The sequence below is a fragment of the Actinomycetospora callitridis genome, from assembly GCF_028737265.1.
Taxonomy (GTDB): Bacteria; Actinomycetota; Actinomycetes; order Mycobacteriales; family Pseudonocardiaceae; genus Actinomycetospora; species Actinomycetospora callitridis.
Window position 1 is genome coordinate 654,334 of the sequence record NZ_JAQZAK010000002.1, and the last position, 19,308, is coordinate 673,641.

14 protein-coding genes are annotated in these 19,308 nt (G+C 75.8%); 7 read left to right on the forward strand and 7 right to left on the reverse strand.

Annotation, left to right across the window (positions count from 1 at the left end):
* Nucleotides 1-13 precede the first annotated feature (13 nt).
* A complete protein-coding gene (locus PH191_RS08985) occupies nucleotides 14-943 on the forward strand; it encodes an alpha/beta hydrolase fold domain-containing protein (RefSeq protein ID WP_274194274.1) in 930 nt (309 codons plus the stop codon).
* 48 nt (nucleotides 944-991) lie between these two features.
* Here PH191_RS08985 and purH read toward each other — a convergent pair whose 3' ends face one another.
* The 6 genes from purH to sucC form a co-directional block, all read right to left on the reverse strand.
* Nucleotides 992-2,587 (reverse strand): bifunctional phosphoribosylaminoimidazolecarboxamide formyltransferase/IMP cyclohydrolase, encoded by a 1,596-nt coding sequence (gene purH, locus PH191_RS08990; protein WP_274194275.1) that lies wholly within the window; start codon nucleotides 2,585-2,587, stop codon nucleotides 992-994.
* Nucleotides 2,584-3,201 (reverse strand): phosphoribosylglycinamide formyltransferase, encoded by a 618-nt coding sequence (purN, locus tag PH191_RS08995; protein ID WP_274194699.1) that lies wholly within the window; start codon nucleotides 3,199-3,201, stop codon nucleotides 2,584-2,586. The genes purH and purN overlap by 4 nt, the downstream gene beginning before the upstream one ends.
* A gap of 61 nt (nucleotides 3,202-3,262) precedes the next feature.
* Nucleotides 3,263-4,678, reverse strand: a complete 1,416-nt coding sequence (locus PH191_RS09000; protein WP_274194276.1) for a cell division protein PerM — start codon at nucleotides 4,676-4,678, stop codon at nucleotides 3,263-3,265.
* Between the two features lie 139 nt (nucleotides 4,679-4,817).
* The gene (locus PH191_RS09005; RefSeq protein WP_274194277.1) at nucleotides 4,818-6,467 is read right to left on the reverse strand and encodes a DUF5336 domain-containing protein; all 1,650 of its coding nucleotides are present in this window, start codon (nucleotides 6,465-6,467) and stop codon (nucleotides 4,818-4,820) included.
* Nucleotides 6,468-6,524: 57 nt separating this feature from the next.
* Nucleotides 6,525-7,412, reverse strand: a complete 888-nt coding sequence (gene sucD, locus PH191_RS09010) for a succinate--CoA ligase subunit alpha (protein WP_274194278.1) — start codon at nucleotides 7,410-7,412, stop codon at nucleotides 6,525-6,527.
* Nucleotide 7,413: 1 nt separating this feature from the next.
* Nucleotides 7,414-8,586 (reverse strand): ADP-forming succinate--CoA ligase subunit beta, encoded by a 1,173-nt coding sequence (sucC, locus tag PH191_RS09015; RefSeq protein ID WP_274194279.1) that lies wholly within the window; start codon nucleotides 8,584-8,586, stop codon nucleotides 7,414-7,416.
* Nucleotides 8,587-8,870: 284 nt separating this feature from the next.
* Between sucC and PH191_RS09020 the strand changes: the two genes are divergently transcribed.
* Together PH191_RS09020 and PH191_RS09025 are read left to right on the forward strand one after the other, a co-directional pair.
* The gene (locus tag PH191_RS09020; RefSeq protein ID WP_274194280.1) at nucleotides 8,871-9,842 is read left to right on the forward strand and encodes an alpha/beta fold hydrolase; all 972 of its coding nucleotides are present in this window, start codon (nucleotides 8,871-8,873) and stop codon (nucleotides 9,840-9,842) included.
* A gap of 262 nt (nucleotides 9,843-10,104) precedes the next feature.
* Nucleotides 10,105-11,283 (forward strand): peptidoglycan DD-metalloendopeptidase family protein, encoded by a 1,179-nt coding sequence (locus tag PH191_RS09025; protein ID WP_337994053.1) that lies wholly within the window; start codon nucleotides 10,105-10,107, stop codon nucleotides 11,281-11,283.
* 162 nt (nucleotides 11,284-11,445) lie between these two features.
* On the opposite strand, the gene PH191_RS09030 is transcribed toward PH191_RS09025, so the two are convergent.
* Nucleotides 11,446-13,788 (reverse strand): UvrD-helicase domain-containing protein, encoded by a 2,343-nt coding sequence (locus PH191_RS09030; RefSeq protein ID WP_274194701.1) that lies wholly within the window; start codon nucleotides 13,786-13,788, stop codon nucleotides 11,446-11,448.
* Nucleotides 13,789-14,275: 487 nt separating this feature from the next.
* Between PH191_RS09030 and PH191_RS09035 the strand changes: the two genes are divergently transcribed.
* The 4 genes from PH191_RS09035 to PH191_RS09050 all read left to right on the forward strand — a co-directional run bounded on the left by PH191_RS09035 (nucleotide 14,276) and on the right by PH191_RS09050 (nucleotide 19,303).
* A complete protein-coding gene (locus PH191_RS09035) occupies nucleotides 14,276-14,665 on the forward strand; it encodes a chorismate mutase (protein WP_420791770.1) in 390 nt (129 codons plus the stop codon).
* Nucleotides 14,666-14,866: 201 nt separating this feature from the next.
* Nucleotides 14,867-15,184 carry a hypothetical protein gene (locus PH191_RS09040; RefSeq protein ID WP_274194281.1) on the forward strand — a complete coding sequence of 106 codons (318 nt, stop codon included), beginning with the start codon at nucleotides 14,867-14,869 and terminating at the stop codon, nucleotides 15,182-15,184.
* A 254-nt stretch (nucleotides 15,185-15,438) separates the two neighbouring features.
* Nucleotides 15,439-17,469: a hypothetical protein gene (locus PH191_RS09045; RefSeq protein WP_274194282.1), complete on the forward strand. Its 2,031-nt coding sequence runs from the start codon at nucleotides 15,439-15,441 to the stop codon at nucleotides 17,467-17,469.
* 100 nt (nucleotides 17,470-17,569) lie between these two features.
* The gene (locus PH191_RS09050) at nucleotides 17,570-19,303 is read left to right on the forward strand and encodes a serine/threonine-protein kinase (RefSeq protein WP_274194283.1); all 1,734 of its coding nucleotides are present in this window, start codon (nucleotides 17,570-17,572) and stop codon (nucleotides 19,301-19,303) included.
* Nucleotides 19,304-19,308 lie beyond the last annotated feature (5 nt).

The following is a 19,308-nucleotide window of genomic DNA, read 5'->3' on the forward strand; positions in this document are numbered from 1 at the left end:
AGGAGGACGACCCGTGGTCAGTGCCGAGGCACAGCGCTTCGCCGACATGGTGCGACAGGCGCCGAGGATGGCCGAGCTCCCGCTCGCCGCCCAGCGCACGGCCGGCGAGCACGCCGAGGACCTCAGCGCGACGCCGGAGGGGATCACCTACGAGACCGTCGCGGACGGCGGCGTCGCCGGCGTGTGGGCGCAGGCGTCGGGACCCGCGCCCACGAGCACGGTGCTCTACCTCTTCGGGGGCGGGCACGTCATCACCTCGCCGACGTCACGGCACAAGTTCGCCGGCCACCTGGCCCGCGCGCTCGACGCCCGGGTCCTGTTGCTCGACTACCCGCTCGCGCCGGAGCACCCCTACCCGCAGGACGTGGACGCGGCGGTCCGGGCCGCGCGCTGGCTGCTCGAGCAGCAGCACGTCCCGGCGGACCGCCTCGTGCTCGTCGGGGAGTCGTCCGGTGGCGGCCTCGTCCTGGAGACGCTGCTGGCCGCCGCCCGTGCCGGGCTGCCGCGTCCGGCGGCGGCCTACCTGATGTCGCCCTGGGCGGACCTGACCTGCTCGTCCGCCTCGTTCGCCGCCCGCGGTGACGTCGACCTGGAGTGCAGCCACGAGAGCCTGACGCGGATGGCGGGCGAGTACCTCGACGGCCACGCCGCCACCGACCCGGCCGCCTCCCCCGTGCTCGCGGCGCCGGAGACCGTCGCGACGGCGTGGCCGCCGCTGCTCGTGCAGGTCGGCAGCCACGAGGTGCTGCTCGACGACTCCCTGGCCGTGGCGCGCCTCGCGGCGCTGGCCGACGTGCCGGTCACGCTGGACGTCTGGTCGCAGATGCAGCACTTCTTCCAGCTCGGGGTCGGCGTCTACCCCGAGGCGGCCGCGGCGCTCGCCCGTGCGGGGACGTGGCTGCGGGAACTCAGGGGACCGTCGGAGCGCGCCGGAGATCGGTAGGCAGCGCGACGAAGGAGCGCTGACTGCCGCTTCTCCTCGGCGCGAGCATCAGTGGGAGAAGTGGCGGGTGCCCGTGAAGTACATGGTCACGCCGGCCTTGTCCGCGGCCTCGATGGTCAGCTCGTCGCGCACCGAGCCGCCGGGCTGGACGACGGCGGCGACGCCGGCCTCGGCGAGGACCTCGAACCCGTCCGGGAACGGGAAGAAGGCGTCGGACGCGGCGACGGAGCCGGCCACGCGGTCGCCGCCCCGGGCCACGGCGAGCTTGGCGGCGTCGACGCGGTTGACCTGCCCCATGCCGACCCCGATCGTCGCGCCGTCGTGGGCGAGCAGGATGGCGTTCGACTTCACCGCGCGGCAGGCGCGCCAGGCGAACGCGAGGTCGGCGAGCTGCTCCGGCGACGCCGCCGCGCCGCACGCCAGGGTCCAGTGCGCGGGGTCGTCGCCGGGGGCGTCGACGGCGTCACGCTGCTGGAGCAGCAGGCCGCCGGAGATCGCCCGCTGCTCGGCGGGCCAGGGCGCCCAGGTGGCGGTGAGCACCCGGATGTTCTTCTTCCGGGCCAGGATCTCCACCGCGCCGTCGGCGTAGGACGGGGCGACGATCACCTCGGTGAAGATCTCCGAGACCGTCTCGGCCATGGCCGTCGAGACCTCGGTGTTGGCGGCGATGACCCCGCCGAACGCGCTGGTCGGGTCGCAGGCGTGGGCCCGGCGGTGCACCTCGGCGACGTCGGTGCCGACCGCGATCCCGCACGGGTTCGCGTGCTTGATGATCGCCACGCAGACCCCGTCGTGGTCGTGCGCGGCGCGCCAGGCGGCGTCGGTGTCGACGTAGTTGTTGTACGACATCTCCTTGCCGTGCAGCTGCGTCGCGCCGGCGATGCCCGAGGCGTTCTCCGGGTCGCCGTAGAGCGCGGCGGCCTGGTGCGGGTTCTCCCCGTACCGGAGCACGGCGCGGCGACGGGCGGTGGTGCCCACCCAGCCCGGGAACGGCGAGCCGTCCCCGTCGGGGGCGAGCACGTTGCCCATCCAGGACGCCACGGCGACGTCGTAGGACGCGGTGTGGCGGAACGCCTCGGCCGCGAGCGCCCGACGGTCGGCCAGGGGGACGCCGCCCTCGGCGGCCTGCTCGAGCACCCAGGCGTAGCGCGTCGGGTCGGTGACCACGGCGACCGACTCGTGGTTCTTCGCGGCCGCGCGGATCATCGCGGGGCCGCCGATGTCGATCTGCTCGACGCAGTCGTCGGGCGACGCGCCGGAGGCGACGGTGGCCGTGAACGGGTAGAGGTTGACCACCAGCAGGTCGAACGGCGCGATGTCCAGTGACTCGAGCGCCTCGGTGTGCGTGGGCAGGCGGGTGTCCGCCAGCAGCCCGGCGTGCACCCGCGGGTGCAGCGTCTTGACCCGCCCGTCGAGGCACTCGGGGAAGCCCGTGACCTCCTCGACGCGCGTGACCGGCACGCCCGCGTCGGCGATCCGTCCCGCGGTCGACCCGGTGGAGACGATCTCGACCCCGGCCGCGTGCAGCCCGGTGGCCAGGTCGAGCAGGCCGGCCTTGTCGAAGACGCTGACCAGGGCGCGGCGGATCGGGCGGCGGCCGTCGGTGCCCGACCGGGCGTCGGCCTGGGACTCGGTGGCGGTCACGGAATTCTCACTCCTCGTCCGGTGACGGTGGCGCCGTGGCGGACGAGCGCCGCCACGGTCTCGACGAGCACGCGGCGCTCCACCACCTTGATGCGCTCGTGCAGCGTGTCCTCGGTGTCGTCCGGCTCCACGGTCACGGCCTCCTGCGCCAGGACCGGACCGGTGTCCACGCCGGCGTCGACCAGGTGCACGGTCGCGCCGGTGACCTTCACGCCGTAGGCGACGGTGTCCCGCACCGGGTGCGCGCCCGGGAACGCCGGCAGCAGGGCGGGGTGGGTGTTGATCGTGCGGCCCCCGAACCGGGCCAGGAACGCCGTTCCCAGGAGCCGCGCGAACCCCGCCGACACGACCAGGTCGGGCTCCGCGGCGGCCACGGTGTCGGCCAGCGCGGCGTCCCACCCGGCGCGGTCGGCGTGCTCGGCCGGGGGGACGACGACGGTGTCGATGCCCGCCGCCGTCGCGCGGTCGAGGGCCCCGACGGCCGAGCGGTCGGAGACGACGGCGACCACGCGCGCCGGGTACCCGTCGTCCTCGGCGGCGTCCAGCAGAGCCTGTAGGAGGCTCCCCGACCCGGAGGCCAGGACGACGACGCGGGCGGGCGCCGGCAGTCGCAGCCGGTGCTGCTCGGTGGTGGTCAGCGCTGCTCCCGGGCCGGACGTGGATGTCGCGCCCAGATTAGCCGCGGACGCCACCACCAGGACCGACGCCCTCGTCACCGCCGGTCCCGGCGGGGTCGGGCTCCTCGTCCGATGCCTCCTCGACGTCCCCGGAGGGTGCGTCGGTGACCTCGGCCGGCTCGGCGGGGACCGCCGGCGTCGGCGGGGGCGCCGTGGTCCTCGCACGCCGCCGCACCGGGCGGGCGGCGGCCCCGCTGGTGCCGATCGGCACCGCGAGCAGGGCGACGACGAGGCCGGGGACGAGCACCCAGCCGAGCACCGCGAGCGTCACCGGGCCCGGGGGCACCGAGACCGGGTCGAAGGGCCCCGCCCCGAGGCGCCCGCCGGACAGCGCGGCGGCGAGGCCGACCAGGACGGCGGCGGTCACGGCCGCGACGAGCACCGAGCGGACCCGGGTCGGGGCGTCGGGAGCGGTCGGCGCGAGGCGCCACCCCACCAGGCTGCCGACGGCGAGCGGGACGGCGAAGGCGAGACCGGCCCAGGTCGGGGGCGGGCTCTGCGGCAGGAGGGCCGCGAGCGGGATCGGCGGCAGCAGGCCGGAGGTGATCGCCATGGGCGTGGCCGACGCCGCGCCGATCGACACCCCGGGCCCGATCAGCCAGCCCGTCGCCGCCACGACGGCGTTCGGCAGGTAGGCGGCGGTGAGCAGGGTCAGCCCGGCGCCGCTCCCGGCCTCGGGGGCGATGCCGAGGAACACGCCGCGGACGCCGGCGACGTCCGCGAACAGGGCGGCGAGCAGCAGGGCCGCCCCTGCCGTGAGGAGCCCCGCGGTGGCGAGGAGGCCGCCGCGCAGCCCGTGGCGGGCCCACGACGGCAGGCGGCGGGTCAGGGTGAGGACGCCGCACGGGCCCGCGACCCCGCCCAAAGCCGCCAGGCCCGCCAGCACGCCGCAGGTGACGCCGGCGAGCCCCGGCGAGGCGTCGACGACGTTCTCCGGGGTCAGCAGGGCGGCGGCGAGCACCCCGATCACGGCGTGCGCCGCGGCGGCGGTGGCGACGACGGGCACGAGGACGCCGTGCAGGGGCCGCGAGTCGCCCGGTCGTGCGCCCAGCCGCCGGACCGCGCCGCGGGCGACGCCGGCGACGAGGACGGCGAGCAGGATCGCGGGCGTCAGGGGCAGGACGCCGAGCGGGACGCCGGTGACCTGCAGGGGCACGAGGTGGGCGACCAGCCACAGCGGGATGGCGACCGCGAGCGCCTGACCGAGGCCGGGTTCGCCGCCCGGCGTCGTGCCGGAGGCCAGCGCGGCGACCACGCCCGCGACCACCACCGCGACGCCGTAGCAGACCGCCGGCGCCAGCAGCGCCACGCGCGCGAGCACGGGGAGCCACGCCGGTGTCCCGGTCGGCCGCGCCGGTGCCGCGGCGGCGGCCCGACGGCCGCGCCGCGGGGGGTTGTCCGTCGGCGCCGTCACGCCTCCAGACCCTGTCAGCCGGGCGTCGTCGCACCCGGCTGCCACGCCGCGCGGGCGCCCCGAGGGCCGGGGCGAGGGTCACCCCGCCTGCGTCCGGGGCAGCGAGGGCGTCCCTCGCTCCCTCCGTGACGCGCGGGACTCAGCGGGGCGAGCCCCACTCGCCGCGGCGGTCGTCGGACGACGAGGACTGCGGGCGGCCCGGGTCCTCGCCGGACTCGTGCGCACCCCGGGACTCGCCCTGGGGAGGCTGCGGCGCGACGGGTCCACCGGGGCTGCCGGAGGGGGCACCCCAGCCGGTGGACGGGATGCCGTAGCCGGGGGTGGAGCTGCCGCCGGGGGAGCCGGACGCCGAGCCCTGCGGCGTCCCCGACGGCGGGGTGTTCGACCCGGCCCCGTCGGCGGGGCCCGCGGACGACGAGCTGCTCGGGCCGGCGCCGTACGAGGGGCCGCCGTCGCCGGAGCCGTAGGTGGAGAACCCGGCGGCGGGGGTGCCCGTGGGGCCCGCACCCGAGGTCGGGGTGACGCTGGTGCTGCCCGCCGACGCATCGGGGGCGTCGTCGCGGTCGGAGCGGGCACCGGACGTGTCGCCGCCCGACGTGGAGGAGCCCTGTCCGGAGGCGGTGGCGCCGGGGACGACCTGGGTGGTGGCCGCCGCCGAGCCGACGACCGGGGAGCCCGGGCCGCCGTAACCCCCGCCGACGGGACCGGACGGCGGACCCGCCGCCTGGCCACCCTGACCGGGACCACCCTGGCCGGGAGCACCCTGGCCGGGACCGCCCTGACCGGCACCGCCCTGACCGGGGCCACCCGGGCCGCGGGGGTTCGCGAACTGACCCGACGCCGGGCCGGTCTGCGGTCCGCCGTACCCGGGCGGGCCGGCGGGAGCCCCGCCCCAGGGCCCACCGGGACCGGCGGCGTGGGCACCGGGCCCACCGCCGCCCGCCGGCGCGCCGAACCCGGACGAGGCGGGACGCGACGCCGGCGCGTTGATCACGCCGCTGGCGAAGAGCGCTGCGACCACCGAGGCGACCGCGGCGAGGACCGCGAGCACGACCTGCACGACGAGCAGGCCGTCGGCGTAGGCCAGCAGCGGCAGCATGGCGAGCGCGCCGGTGACGCCGACGACCGCGCCCGGCACCAGCGTCTGCGGGCCGCGCGGCAGGAGCGACGCCGCCGTGAGCAGGCCGCCGGCGAGCACCAGCGGCAGGTAGAACAGCGACCCGAAGGCCGCGCTGAGGTCGGACGCCACACCCGACGCCTCGGCGGAGCCGAAGAAGCTCAGGATGTAGGCGAGCAGGGCGAGGATGCCGGCGCCGAGCGCCACGCCCTTCTCGGCACCCGAGGACGCCGAGGCGCCGGGGGCCCCGGACGCCGACGGGTTCGGTCCCGTGGAGGCGCCGGAGTCCGACGTCGTCGCGATGGTCGTGGTCGCCGCCGGGAAACCGCCCGACGGCGGGTACGACGGGGCCTGGCCACCGCCACCCGGTCCGGCACCCCAGCCCTGCTGGGCGTGCTGCCCCTGCTGCCCCTGCTGGCCCTGCTGCCCGTAGCCCTGCTGCTGGGTGCCGTAGCCGCCCTGACCCGGCGAGGCGTAGGGCTGGCCCGCAGCGGGCTGGCCCTGCCCCTGACCGGGCTGACCCTGGCCGGCGCCGGCCCAGGAGGACCCCCCGTACGGCGACGACGCGCCGTACGGCGAGCCGCCACCGGAGCCCCAGCCGGGACCGGACGCGCCCTGCGGCCGCTGGCCGGACGGGCCGCCCGGGGGCGGGCCCTGGGTCGGTGAGCTCATGAGGTGTCCTCCCGGGACGACGACGTCAGCGGTGGAGCGGGCGGTCGGGCCGGGTGCTCAGCCCCGGCTGACCAGCGAGCGCGCGAGGTCGGCGGTCTCGGAGGGCGTCTTGCCCACCTTGACGCCAGCGGCCTCGAGCGCCTCCTTCTTGGCCTGCGCGGTCCCCGCCGAGCCGGAGACGATGGCGCCGGCGTGGCCCATCGTCTTGCCCTCGGGGGCCGTGAACCCCGCAACGTAGCCGACGACGGGCTTCGTGACGTTGGCCTTCACGTAGTCCGCCGCACGCTCCTCGGCGTCGCCGCCGATCTCGCCGATCATCACGATGGCCTCGGTCTCGGGGTCCGCCTCGAACGCCTCGATGGCGTCGATGTGCGTCGTGCCGATCACCGGGTCGCCGCCGATGCCGATCGCCGTGGAGAAGCCGATCTCCCGCAGCTCGTACATCATCTGGTAGGTCAGCGTGCCCGACTTCGACACGAGGCCCATCTTGCCGGGGCCCGCGATGTTCGCCGGGATGATGCCGGCGTTGGACTTGCCGGGGCTGATGATGCCCGGGCAGTTCGGGCCGATGATCCGGGTGCGGTTGCCGTTGGCGCAGGCGTGCGCCCAGAACCAGGCCGAGTCGTGCACCGGGATGCCCTCGGTGATCACGACGGCGAGCCCGATGCCGGCGTCGATGGCCTCGACCGCGGCGTCCTTGGCGAACTTCGGCGGCACGAAGAGCACCGAGACGTCGGCCCCGGTCTCCTTCATGGCCTCTTCGACGCCGCCGAACACCGGCACGTTCGTGCCCGTGATCTCCACGGTCGTCCCGGCCTTGCGGGCGTTGACGCCGCCGACGATCTTGGTACCGGAGGCCAGCATCTTCGTCGCGTGCTTCATGCCCTCGGAGCCCGTGAGCCCCTGGACGATGACCTTGCTGTTCTCATCGAGGAAGATCGACATCTCAGGCTCCCGCCGCCGCCAGCTCGGCGGCCTTCGCGGCCGCGTCGTCCATGGTGTCCACCACCGTGACCAGGGGGTGGTTCGCCTCGGCGAGGATCCGGCGACCCTCGTCGACGTTGTTGCCGTCCAGGCGGACGACCAGCGGCTTGGCGGCGTCGTCGCCCAGGATCTTCAGGGCCTCGACGATGCCGTTCGCCACCGCGTCGCACGCGGTGATGCCGCCGAAGACGTTGACGAAGACGCTGCGCACGTCGTCGTCACCGAGGATGACGTCCAGCCCGGCTGCCATGACCTCGGCGGATGCGCCGCCGCCGATGTCGAGGAAGTTGGCGGGCTTCATGCCGCCGTGCGCCTCGCCGGCGTAGGCGACGACGTCGAGGGTCGACATGACCAGCCCCGCGCCGTTGCCGATGATGCCGACCTGGCCGTCCTCGAGCTTGACGTAGTTGAGGCCCTTCTCCTTCGCCTTGGCCTCGAGCGCGTTCTGGCTGCGCTCGTCCACCAGCCCGGCGTGCTCGGAGTGCCGGAACTCGGCGTTCTCGTCGAGGGTGACCTTGCCGTCGAGCGCGATGATCTTGTCCTGCGGGTCGCGCACCAGGGGGTTGACCTCGACCAGCGTGGCGTCCTCGCCGACGAAGGTCTCCCAGAGCTTGACGATGACCTGCGCGGCCTCGTCGGCGACCTCGGCGGGCAGCTTGGCCTTGGCGACGATCTCGTCGGCCTTCGCGCGGTCGACACCGGCGATCGCGTCGATCGGCACCCGGGCCAGCGCCTCGGGCCGCTCGACGGCGAGCTCCTCGATCTCCATGCCGCCCTCGGCCGACGCCATGGCCAGGAACGTGCGGTTGGACCGGTCGAGGAGGAAGGAGAAGTAGTACTCCTCGGCGATGTCGCTGGCCTCGGTGACCAGCACCCGGTGGACGATGTGGCCCTTGATGTCGAGGCCGAGGATCGCCTCGGCCTTCTCCTTGGCCTCGGCCGGGTCCTTCGCCAGCTTGACGCCGCCGGCCTTCCCGCGGCCGCCCGTCTTCACCTGCGCCTTGACCACCACCGCCGTGCCGATCTCCTGCGCGGCGCGCTCCGCCTCGGCGGCGGTGTCGACGGTGCGCCCGGGCAGCACCGGCACTCCGTGGGCGGCGAAGACGTCCTTCGCCTGGTACTCGTACAGGTCCACTCGTGAACTCTCCTCACCAACTCCCCGGCCGCCGCCGGTCGGCGGGCGCCGGGCGAGGTCGCGCGGCGCCCCTGGCGCCCACGATTCGACGGATGTGCGGCGACCCTATCCAGGCTGGTCGGCGCCGGTCGCCGTGACCGGGGCGACGCAGGACACACGACGCACCGCGCAGCGCGCTGAATCGTTCCGGAGTGCGCACGGACCGGTGATCCGGACACTGATCTTGATCGGTCTGGACCCGGGTCCAGGCGACAGGCAAGTGAACAGCGCCTAACGTCCACCTCATGGACGTGACGGGCGTCATGTCGACGGACGCGCAGCGGGGCGGGGCCGGATCCGAGCCGGACGCGCCGCCGGTCGACGCCGGTCCGCTGGCCTCGGTCGCGGGCGCCCTGTGGCGCGGCGTCACCTACGCGGCCCGCACGGTCGGGGTCCCCGCGGGCGTCCGCGGGCTGGCCGTCGAGCTCGCCTACACCGCCGTGCACCTCTCGCTCTACCCGTGGGGGCTGATCGACGAGGTCCTGCGCCCGGCGGGCACCTTCGTCCACCACCGCACCGACGACCTGAGCCCGTCCCAGCGGAGCCTCGTCGTCTCGGACATGGACGCGTCGACCACGCCGGTGCTCCTCGTGCACGGGATCGTCGACAACCGCTCGATCTTCGCGCTGCTCGCCCGCCAGCTGCGCCGGCGCGGGTTCGGCGTCGTGCACGCCGTCAACTTCAGCGTGCTCACCGCGTTCACCGGCGACATCCGCGAGGCCGCGCGGGAGCTCGGCCACCACGTGGAGCGCATCTGCGCGAGCACCGGGGCCGACCGCGTCCACATCGTCGGCCACTCGCTGGGCGGGCTGATGGCGCGCTACTACGTCCAGCGGCTCGGTGGCGACGCCCGCGTCGACACGCTGGTCACCCTGGGCACGCCGCACCGCGGCAGCCTCATCGCGCACTTCCTGCCGCCGACGCCGGTGCCGCAGCAGCTGTGCCCGGGCTCCGACCTCGTCCGCGAGCTCGAGGAGCCGGCGCCCGGGTGCCGCACCCACGTCGTCGCCGTGTGGAGCAAGCAGGACCAGCTGGTGATCCCGCCGTCCCACGCCCGGCTCGAGCACCCGGACCTGCAGGTCACCGAGGTGACGCTCGAGCACGTCGGGCACCTGTCGATGACCATCGACCCCGAGGTCGTGCACCTCGTGAGCCGGCTGCTCGCCCGGCGCCCCCTCCGCGCCGGGCGCGACCAGACCCGGCCCCTCGCCGGATGAACGGCCTCCCGCCAGGTCCGGACGGGTCGAACGGTGTCACCCGTCCCGGTGACGACCGCTCAGCGCGCCTGCCCGCACGCACGGCGTAGCGACCCGCTCGAGGCACTCGTGTCGTTTGCCCGTGGCGTGACGTCCTGGCTACCTTCCGCTCGTCCTCATCACGGTCTGGTCACGAACGGCATACGGAACGACCCCGAACGTTCCTCAGGGCTCCCCCGGCCCGCGCCGCCGTGACGGACCCCGATCTGCGGGAAGGATGGTCTTGGCGAGTCACAGCTCCCCCCGCCCGCCGTCCGCGCCCCTCTTCGCCCTCGGTCTCACCCCGGCTCTCGCCGGTGGACCGTCGGGCCCGCGCTTCCCCGACCTCGGCGGCCTCGCCGGTGGTCTGCCCGGGCTCGGTGCCCGTGGTGGGCGCCGCGGTGGCGACGCCGCGGGCCTGGTCACCGGTGGGCGCGCACCGGGACCGCTCCCCACCCGTCCCGTCGGTCTCCGTCCCGGCCCGGCTCCGGCCCCCACGCGGCCCGCGGGCCCGCAGGGTGACGGCCGCCGTCCGCTGCCGTCCGACCAGCGCGAGCTCCCCCGTGAGCCGCGCCGGGCGCCCCAGCAGGCACCGCAGCGCCGTGACGTCGACCCCGGCCGTGGCCTGCGCCCCGCACCGCCCGCCGGGCGTGGCCCGTCGCCGCTGCGCGGCCGCCTGGCCGTCGCCGCGGTCGCCGTGGGCGCCGTGGCCACCGCCGGGCACAGCCTCGCCGGCCTCGACGCGCTGAGCGAGGCGCCCACCACCGCCGAGCTGGCCCTCGCCGCCGACCGCGGGACCACGACCGACACCGAGTCGTCCCCCGCGGCCTCCTCGACGGGCCTCGACGCGGCCACCTCGAACGTCCTGCCCGTCACGGCGCCGGCCTCGTCCGCCGCCACGTCGTCCGCCACGTCCTCCGGCGAGGCGGACTCCGCCGAGGGCCCGGGTCAGGTCAGCGCGATCAGCAAGGCCGCCGAGCGGCGCGCCGCCCAGGCCCAGGCCGCCGCCGAGGCCGCCCGTCCCGACTTCGCCAAGCCCGCGGAGGGTCGCTTCACCTCGGGCTTCGGTGCCCGCTGGGGCTCGTCCCACCGCGGCATCGACATCGCCGGCCCGATCGGCACCCCGATCGTCTCGGTCGCCGACGGCACCGTCGTCGAGTCCGGCCCGGCGAGCGGCTTCGGGATGTGGGTCAAGGTCGAGCTCGACGACGGCACGATCAACGTCTACGGGCACGTGAACCGCTCCTACGTGCGGGAGGGCCAGCAGGTCCGGGCCGGCGAGGAGATCGCCGAGATCGGCAACCGCGGCCGCTCCACGGGCCCGCACCTGCACTTCGAGGTCTGGACCGACGGCGAGAACAAGATCAACCCGCTGCCGTGGCTCGCGGAGCGCGGCGTCTCGCTGGGATCCCAACAGGACTAGTCCGCTCCCCCGTAAGACGACCAGGGCCCCGCAGCGCACGCGCTCCGGGGCCCTCGTCGTTGCGTGCTCGGCGAGGCGGACCGGGCCTCCGACCTGTGGGTCCGCCGCCTGATCCCGGAACGGACGCGCGCGTAACCGGCCAGGCAGGGAGGTGGTGGGGCGCTACAGCTTCGTGAGCGGCACGCCGCCGATGAGCATGAGCCGCACGGTGCCCGACGACCCGAAGTCGATGGTCGCCGTCGCCCGCGAGCCGACGCCGTCGACCGTGGTGACCGTGCCGAGGCCGTACTTGTCGTGACTGACGCGGTCGCCGACGTCCAGCGAGATCGTCGGCGCCTCCTTCCAGTCCGGCCGCATCGGCGACGGGCGGGACGGGCGCCCGCTGACGTCGGTGCCGGGGCTCGCCCAGCGCCCGGAACCGAACCGCGTGCGGCCCACCGGCGACGAGCGCTCGAAGGTCGGCTCGACGCGCCGCCACTCCCACACGTCGGCGGGCACCTCGTCGAGGAACCGCGACGGCGGGTTGGCCTGGGGCTGCCCGTACGCCGAGCGCATCACCGCGCGCGAGAGGTAGAGACGCTGCTGGGCGCGGGTGATGCCGACGTAGGCGAGGCGGCGCTCCTCGGAGAGCTCCGCGGGGTCGGCCAGGGCCCGCGAGTGCGGGAAGATGCCGTCCTCCCAGCCGGTGGCGAACACGACCGGGAACTCGAGGCCCTTCGCGGTGTGCAGCGTCATCAGCGTGACCACTCCGTCGCCGCCGTCGGGGATCGAGTCGGCGTCGGCCACCAGCGACACCCGCTCGAGGAACGCCTCGAGCGAGCCCGGCTCGGCGAGGCCGTCGCCCGGGGTCTCGTCCTGGCCGGCACCATCCTGGCCGTCACCCTCGGCCGCCGCGGCCGGCTCCTCCTCGAGCCCCTCGGCGTTGACGGCGTCCTGGACGAACTCGCGCGCGACGCTGACGAGCTCCTGGAGGTTCTCCAGGCGCGACTGCTCCTGCGGGTCCTCCGAGCCCTCGAGCTCCTTGCGGTAGCCCGAGCGGTCGAGGATCGCGTCGAGCACCTCGTCGACCGACGCGCCGCCCGCCACGGTGGCGGCGAGCCCGTCCATCATCTCGACGAAGTCGGCGATGTTGCGCTGCGAGCGCGTCGCGAGCCCGTGGACCTCGCCCGCCGCGGCACGGCGCAGCGCCGCGGCGAACGTGATGCGCTCGCGGTCGGCGGCGTCGGCCACCACGGACTCGGCGCGGTCGCCGATGCCGCGCTTCGGGACGTTGAGGATGCGGCGCAGCGACACCGTGTCCTCGGGGTTGGACAGCACCTTGAGGTAGGCCATCGCGTCGCGGACCTCGCGGCGCTCGTAGAAGCGGACGCCGCCGACGATCTTGTACGGGAGCCCGAGGCGGATGAACACGTCCTCGAAGACCCGGGACTGGCCGTTGGTCCGGTAGAACACCGCGACCTCGCCGAAGCGGACCTCGCCGGCGTCGACGAGCCGGTCGATCTCGGAGGCCACGAACGCGGCCTCGTCGTGCTCGTTGTCGGCCACGTAGCCGACGACCAGCTCGCCGTCGCCCGCGTCGGTCCACAGCCGCTTGTCCCGCCGCTCGGCGTTGCGGCTGATGACGGCGTTGGCGGCGCTGAGGATGCGCTGGGTGGAGCGGTAGTTCTGCTCGAGCAGGATCGTGCGCGCCTCGGGGTAGTCGCGCTCGAACTCGACGATGTTGCGGATCGTGGCGCCGCGGAAGGCGTAGATCGACTGGTCGGCGTCGCCCACCACGCACAGCTCCGCGGGCTTGACCGAGCCGTCGTCGCTGCCCGCCGCCAGCGCCCGGACCAGCATGTACTGGGCGTGGTTGGTGTCCTGGTACTCGTCGACCAGGATGTGCCGGAACCGGCGCCGGTAGTACTCGGCGACGTCCGGGAAGCGGGTCAGCAGATCGACCGTGCGACCGATGAGGTCGTCGAAGTCGAGGGAGTTCGACTGCTGCAGGCGGTCCTGATAGATGGTGTAGACCTCGGCGGTGCGCTTCTCCGCCTCGGTGGCGGCGGCGTCGACGGCCTCGATCGGCGAGACCAGCTCGTTCTTCCACGCCGAGATGCGCGCCAGCAGGCCGCGGGGCGAGTACTTCTTGGCGTCGAGGTCGAGCCCGCGGGCGACCGTGGCGACCAGCCGCCGCGAGTCGTCCGCGTCGTAGATCGAGAACGTGGAGCTCAGCCCGAGGTGGCGGTACTCGCGGCGCAGGATCCGCACGCACATCGAGTGGAACGTCGAGACCCACATCGCGTTCGCGCGCCGGCCGACCAGCGCGGCGACCCGCTCGCGCATCTCGGCCGCGGCCTTGTTGGTGAAGGTGATGGCCATGAACTGGCCGGGCCCGACGCCCTGGTGGCGCATCTGCCAGGCGATGCGGTGGGTGAGGACCCGCGTCTTGCCGGACCCGGCGCCCGCGACGATGAGCAGCGGCGAGCCGGTGTGCACCACGGCCTCGCGCTGGGGCGGGTTCATGCCCTCGAGCAGCGGATCGTCCGCCGGATCGGGACGGCCGGTGTCCCGGCGGACCGCGGCTCCGGCCCCGGCGTCACCGCCCCCGGCGGCCGCGGCGGCGAGGCGGCGCGACAGGGCGGAGGCCGCCGAGCGCACCGGCGGGCCCGACCTCGCGTCGGACCCCGGATCGGACTCCGGGTCGGACGCGGGGGGGCGGGTGGCGGGACCGGTGCTCATCGTCGGTCCACGGTACCGGGACCCCCCGACAGCGCCCCGCAGCCGACGGTTGGCGGCACCGGGGCGCGGTGGCATAGTGACCCGCGTGCACGAGCAGTCGCGTCGATTTTTCTACGGGTACCGCACCCCGGTGCCCGTGGACACCTGACGCGCCCGCCGCGCCCGACCCACGCCGCCCCGGAGTCCACAGACCCCGGGGCGTCTTCGTGTCCGGGGTCAGGAGGACCCACCCACCCCGGACACCCCCTGGAGGCCGATCCCCGTGAGTGCCATGACCAGCGATCCCGCGCACGCCCCGACGTCCGACGCCGAGCCGGCACCGGAGCCCGCCCCCGAGGGCGCGCCGGAGACCGCGTCCGGGACCGGCCCCGAGACCGCTCCGGACCTCCCCGCGCCGTTGGCCCCGGCGACCGCCGAGGAGATCCCCGCGCTGCGGGAGGAGATCGACGCGATCGACGCCGAGCTGCTGCGCCTCGTGCGCCGCCGCTCGGAGATCTCCCAGCGGATCGGCCTGGCCCGCATGGCCGCCGGCGGGCCGCGCATCGTCTACAACCGCGAGATGCAGGTCCTCGCCCGCTTCCGCGGGCTCGGCAGCGAGGGTCGCGAGCTCGCCATGCTGCTGCTGCGCCTCGGCCGGGGACGCCTCGGCGGGCGGAGCTGAGACGCGGCGCGGTGCCGCGGCGCCCGTCCCCGGCCTCCTGTCCGGCGGGCGAAGGGGACGGGCCGCATCCGCCCCGCCACACGAACGGCCGCATCCCGTGCGTCCTGACGGGTGAGGTCCCGGCACCGGGCGCACGCGCCGCACACCGCTGACCCTCGCGACGTACTACGGACCCCACACGACGAGTGGCACCCTGGTGTCATGGGAACGGTCATCGACCTGATCGCCACGATCATCACCGTGCTGGGCCTGCTCGCCTCTTTGGGCTACGGCGGCTACCTGTTGATGCTCTCGTCGGTGGCATCGAAGCGCCCGGGCGCCGGACATCTGGCCGCGGACGCGCGCGGTCGCATCCCGGCCGCCGGCGGCCTCGCGCTGGGCGCCCTCGTGGCCCTGCTGCTCACCGGCGGCGGGGTCCCGCTGGACGTCATCGGGCTACTCGTCGGCGGCGGCGTGGGTCTCGTCGCGGTGAACCAGTTCCAGGGCGCCCGCAAGCGGCTCGCCTCCGGGTCGTCCTGAGCCGAACGGTCGTCCCCGGACGACCGACGGCGACCGGTTGTGTACGACCGGTCGGCGGAGAGCGCCGAGCGCGCCAGGAGGCACGACACGCCCATTGGGCGCCCTGACCCGGACGATGGACCTTCGTCCCCTGGATAGACCTTCCCCGCCCGGATGACACGCGAGTAGCCATGTCCTCACACGGAGTGGACGACGCGCCCCCGTCCCGGTGAACCCGGACCCGGCGCGTCCTCGACGGAGGAGGAGCCGGAGACATGCACGAGGGCGAGGGACGGCACGCCTGGTTCGACGAGCCGGCCACGACCACCGGTTCGCTCCTCGTCGTCCCCACCGTCCCCCCGCCCGCGCTCCCCGGGGACGACGACCCCGAGGTCGTCGCCCTCGAGGACGCGGACGACCTCGAGGACCTCGACGACGCCGGCCCGGACGAGGACGGCCCCGACGAGGACGGCCTGATCGAGCTCGTCCCGGTGCCGCGCCACCCCGTCCACGACCTGTTCGCGGACCCCGAGAGCGGGTCCGGGGCCGACGCCCCCCGCCACACCGCCGGCATCCCCGTCACCGAGATCCTCGCCCGGCTGACCGTCCCGCCGCCGGTGATGGACCTGTCGTCCCCCGCGACGCCGTCCGGCCGCGAGCTCGCGACCGACGAGATCGTCACCGACGAGCCCCCGGCCCCCCTCGCCCGTCGGCGACCCACCCCGCCCACCCCCGGGCGCTCCGCGCGCCGCCGGACCAACGTGTTCGGCCGCGGGAACAGCCGGGCGCTCGGCGCGAGCACGGGCGTCCTGCTGGTCGCCGGCGCGGTCGCGAGCGTGGCCGGCCTGCCGCTGCCCGGCGTCCCGCCGCTCATCGAGGAGGGCCCGGGGACGGGCGGCCCGGTGGCGCTCCCGCCGGGCCTCGGCGGCCCCGGCCTGCCCGGCTCGGTCCCCGGCGCCCTGGGCCCGAGCGGCGTCCCCACGCCGGCCCAGGTGACGCTCAGCGCCTCGGTCGCCGACCTCGGCCTGGGGCTCGGCGCCCCGGGCGGGTCCGCCCTCGCGGGCCGCGGCCTCACCGGCGGTCCCCTGGCCGGCGGGACGGGCACGCTCCCCGGCGGCGCCCCGGGCGGGGCGGACGGCGGCGCGCCCGGCAGCGGCGCCCCCGGCAGCGGCGCGCCCGGCGGAGGCGGCGGCACCCCCGGGCTCCCCGGCAGCGGAGGAGCCCCCGGCGGGGGCGGCACCGGCGGCGGCGGGACGCCCGGCGGCGGAGGCGGGGCCCCCGGGGGCGGTCCCGTCGGTGGCGTGATCGACGGGGTCGGCGGCGTGATCGGTGGCGTCGGCGACACGGCCGGCGGAGTCATCGGTGGCGTCGGCACCGGTGTGGGCGGCGTGGTCAGCGGGGTCGGCACCACCGCGGGTGGTCTCGTCGGCGGCGTCGGCGACACCGTCGGCGACCTGGGGACCGGCCTGGGCGGCACGGTCGGGGGCGTCGGCGACTCCGTCGGCGGCCTCGTCGGCGGCCCCGTCGGGCCGGTGGTCAGCGGCCTCACCACGACCGTCGGCGACACCGTGGGCGGGCTGAGCACCACCGTCGGGGACACCGTCGGCGGGGTCGGCACCACCGTCGAGGGCGTCACCGGCGGGCTCGGGGACACGGTCGGCGGCGCCGGCACGACGGTCGGGACGACCGTCGTCGGCCTCACCGGGGTCGTCGAGACCACCGTCGGCGGCGTCGGACCGGTCGTCGACGGCGTCGGCGGCCTCTTCGGTGGCGTGCTGGCGGGCTCGACCCCCGTGAGCGGTGTGCCCGCGGCGGTCGGGAACGACGTCGTGGCGCCCGCCGCCTCGACCGTCCAGGGCACCGGCGAGGTCGCAGCGACCACGCTGGGCTCGGCCACCGAGGACGTCGTCGAGCCCACGACCGACGCGGTCACGGACGCCGTCGACGGGACGGGTGAGGACGCGGCGAGCGCACTGGACTCGACCACCGACGAGGTCGCGTCGGCCACCGACGACGTCACCGACACCGTCGACGAGGTCGGCGACACGGCCTCCGACGCCGTCGACGACACCCCGATCGTCGGGGACACGGCCTCCGAGCTGGTCGAGGAGACCACGGACACGGTCGACGACACCGTGGACGACACCGCCGACACCGTCGACGAGGTCTCCGACTCCGCCGGCGACGCGGTCGAGGACACCAGCGAGGCCGTCGGCGACGCGGTGGACGACAGGGTGGACGACACGGTGGACTCGGTGTCCGACTCTGCGAGCGACACCGTCGACGGCCTGCTGGGCGGCTCCTGAACCGCCGCGGGGGTGCGGTTGGGGCTCGCCGGGCGCGTGGTCGTCACCCGGTCGGGACCTCTACTGTGACCCTCGTGCACACACGGACGGGGAGCAGCCGGTGAGCGCTCCCCGCGTGGTCGCCGGGCGCTACCGCCTCGAGGAACGCATCGGCGCGGGGGCCATGGGCGTCGTGTGGCGCGGCACCGACGAGCGTCTGGGCCGGGTCGTCGCCGTCAAGCAGGTGTTCCTGCACGCCGGCCTCGACGAACGGGAGGCCGACGAGGTCCGTCAGCGCACCCTGCGCGAGGGCCGGATCGCCGCCCGCCTGCAGCACCCGCACGCGATCTCGGTGTTCGACGCCTCGATCGAGGGCGACGAGCCGTGGCTGGTCATGGAGTACCTGCCGTCGCGCAGCCTCGCCGCCGTCCTCGGCGAGCAGGGCACCCTCGAGCCGCGGACGGTCGCGCGGATCGGGCGCCAGGTGGCGGACGCGCTCGACGCCGCCCACCAGGCCGGGATCGTGCACCGCGACGTCAAGCCCGGCAACGTGCTGCTCGGTGCCGACGGCACGGTCAAGATCACCGACTTCGGCATCTCGCGCGCCACCGGCGACCTCACGCTGACCCGCACCGGGATGCTCGCCGGCACGCCGGCCTACCTCGCCCCCGAGGTCGCCCGGGGCGAGAACTCGACCTCCGCGTCCGACGTGTTCTCCCTCGGCGCCACCCTCTACGCCACCGTCGAGGGCATCCCGCCCTTCGGTGCCGACGACAACGCGCTCGCGCTCCTGCACTCCGTGGCCGCCGGCAAGGTCGTCCCGCCGCAGCAGGCCGGCCCGCTGACCGCGCTGCTCATGCGCCTGCTGCGCGACGACCCCGCCGAGCGCCCGTCCGCCGCGCAGGCCCGCCAGGAGCTGGGGCGGATCGCGCACGCGGGCGGACGCACCGAGACCCCGCTCGCCGACCTCGTCCCCCTGGGCGCCACCGACCCCAACGGCGGCCCGCCGCCCGTGCCCGAGGCGCGGCACGGATCGGACCCCTGGGGCAGCGCGGGAGGTCCCGGCGGGCCCGGGTCCCCGCCGGGTAGCGGGCCGGCACCGGCCGGGCCGCCCACCCGCCAGGGCATGCCGGCCCCCGAGCCGCCGGTGTCGCGACGACGCCCGAGCCGCCGGCCGACCGCGACGATCGCCGTCATCGTGCTCCTCGTCGCCCTGGTGGCGGGCGGGGTCGTCGGCGTCGCCCTGCTCTCGTCGTCGGGCACCGACTCCACGGGCGCGACCGTCGAGCCGACCATCGGCGGCGGCGAGTCCGACCCGCAGGCGGCGATGGTGAGCGCGGTCCGCGACTACTACGGCGTGGTCACCGGGAACGAGGCCGCGGGCTGGGCCCGCCTCGGACCGAACCTGCAGGCCCGCACGGGCGGCTTCGGGAACTACCAGGCGTTCTGGTCGACGATCACGTCTGTCCAGGTCGTCGACGCCTCGGCGCTCGACGCCGACACGGTGCGGGCGACGCTCGACTTCGCCCCCGAGGGCCGCGAGCGCAGCCAGGAGGTGCACGAGCTCGGCATGGTCCAGGGTCCCGACGGCCGCTGGCTCATCGACACCGACGAGAGCGTCGACGCGGCCAGCCCCCGGGCGGCCGCCACCGGGCTGAGCCTCGAGGCCCCCGTCGCGGAGGCGTCGGGTCCGACCACCACCTCGTCACCCCCGGCCACGCGGGCCGAGGACCACGGCGGCGACGACCACGGTGGCGACCGCGGCGACGACCACGGCCGCGACGGCGGCCACGGGCGCGACGGCGACCACGGCGAGGGCGGCCACGGCGGGGACGACGACAGCGACGACAGCTGAGCTCG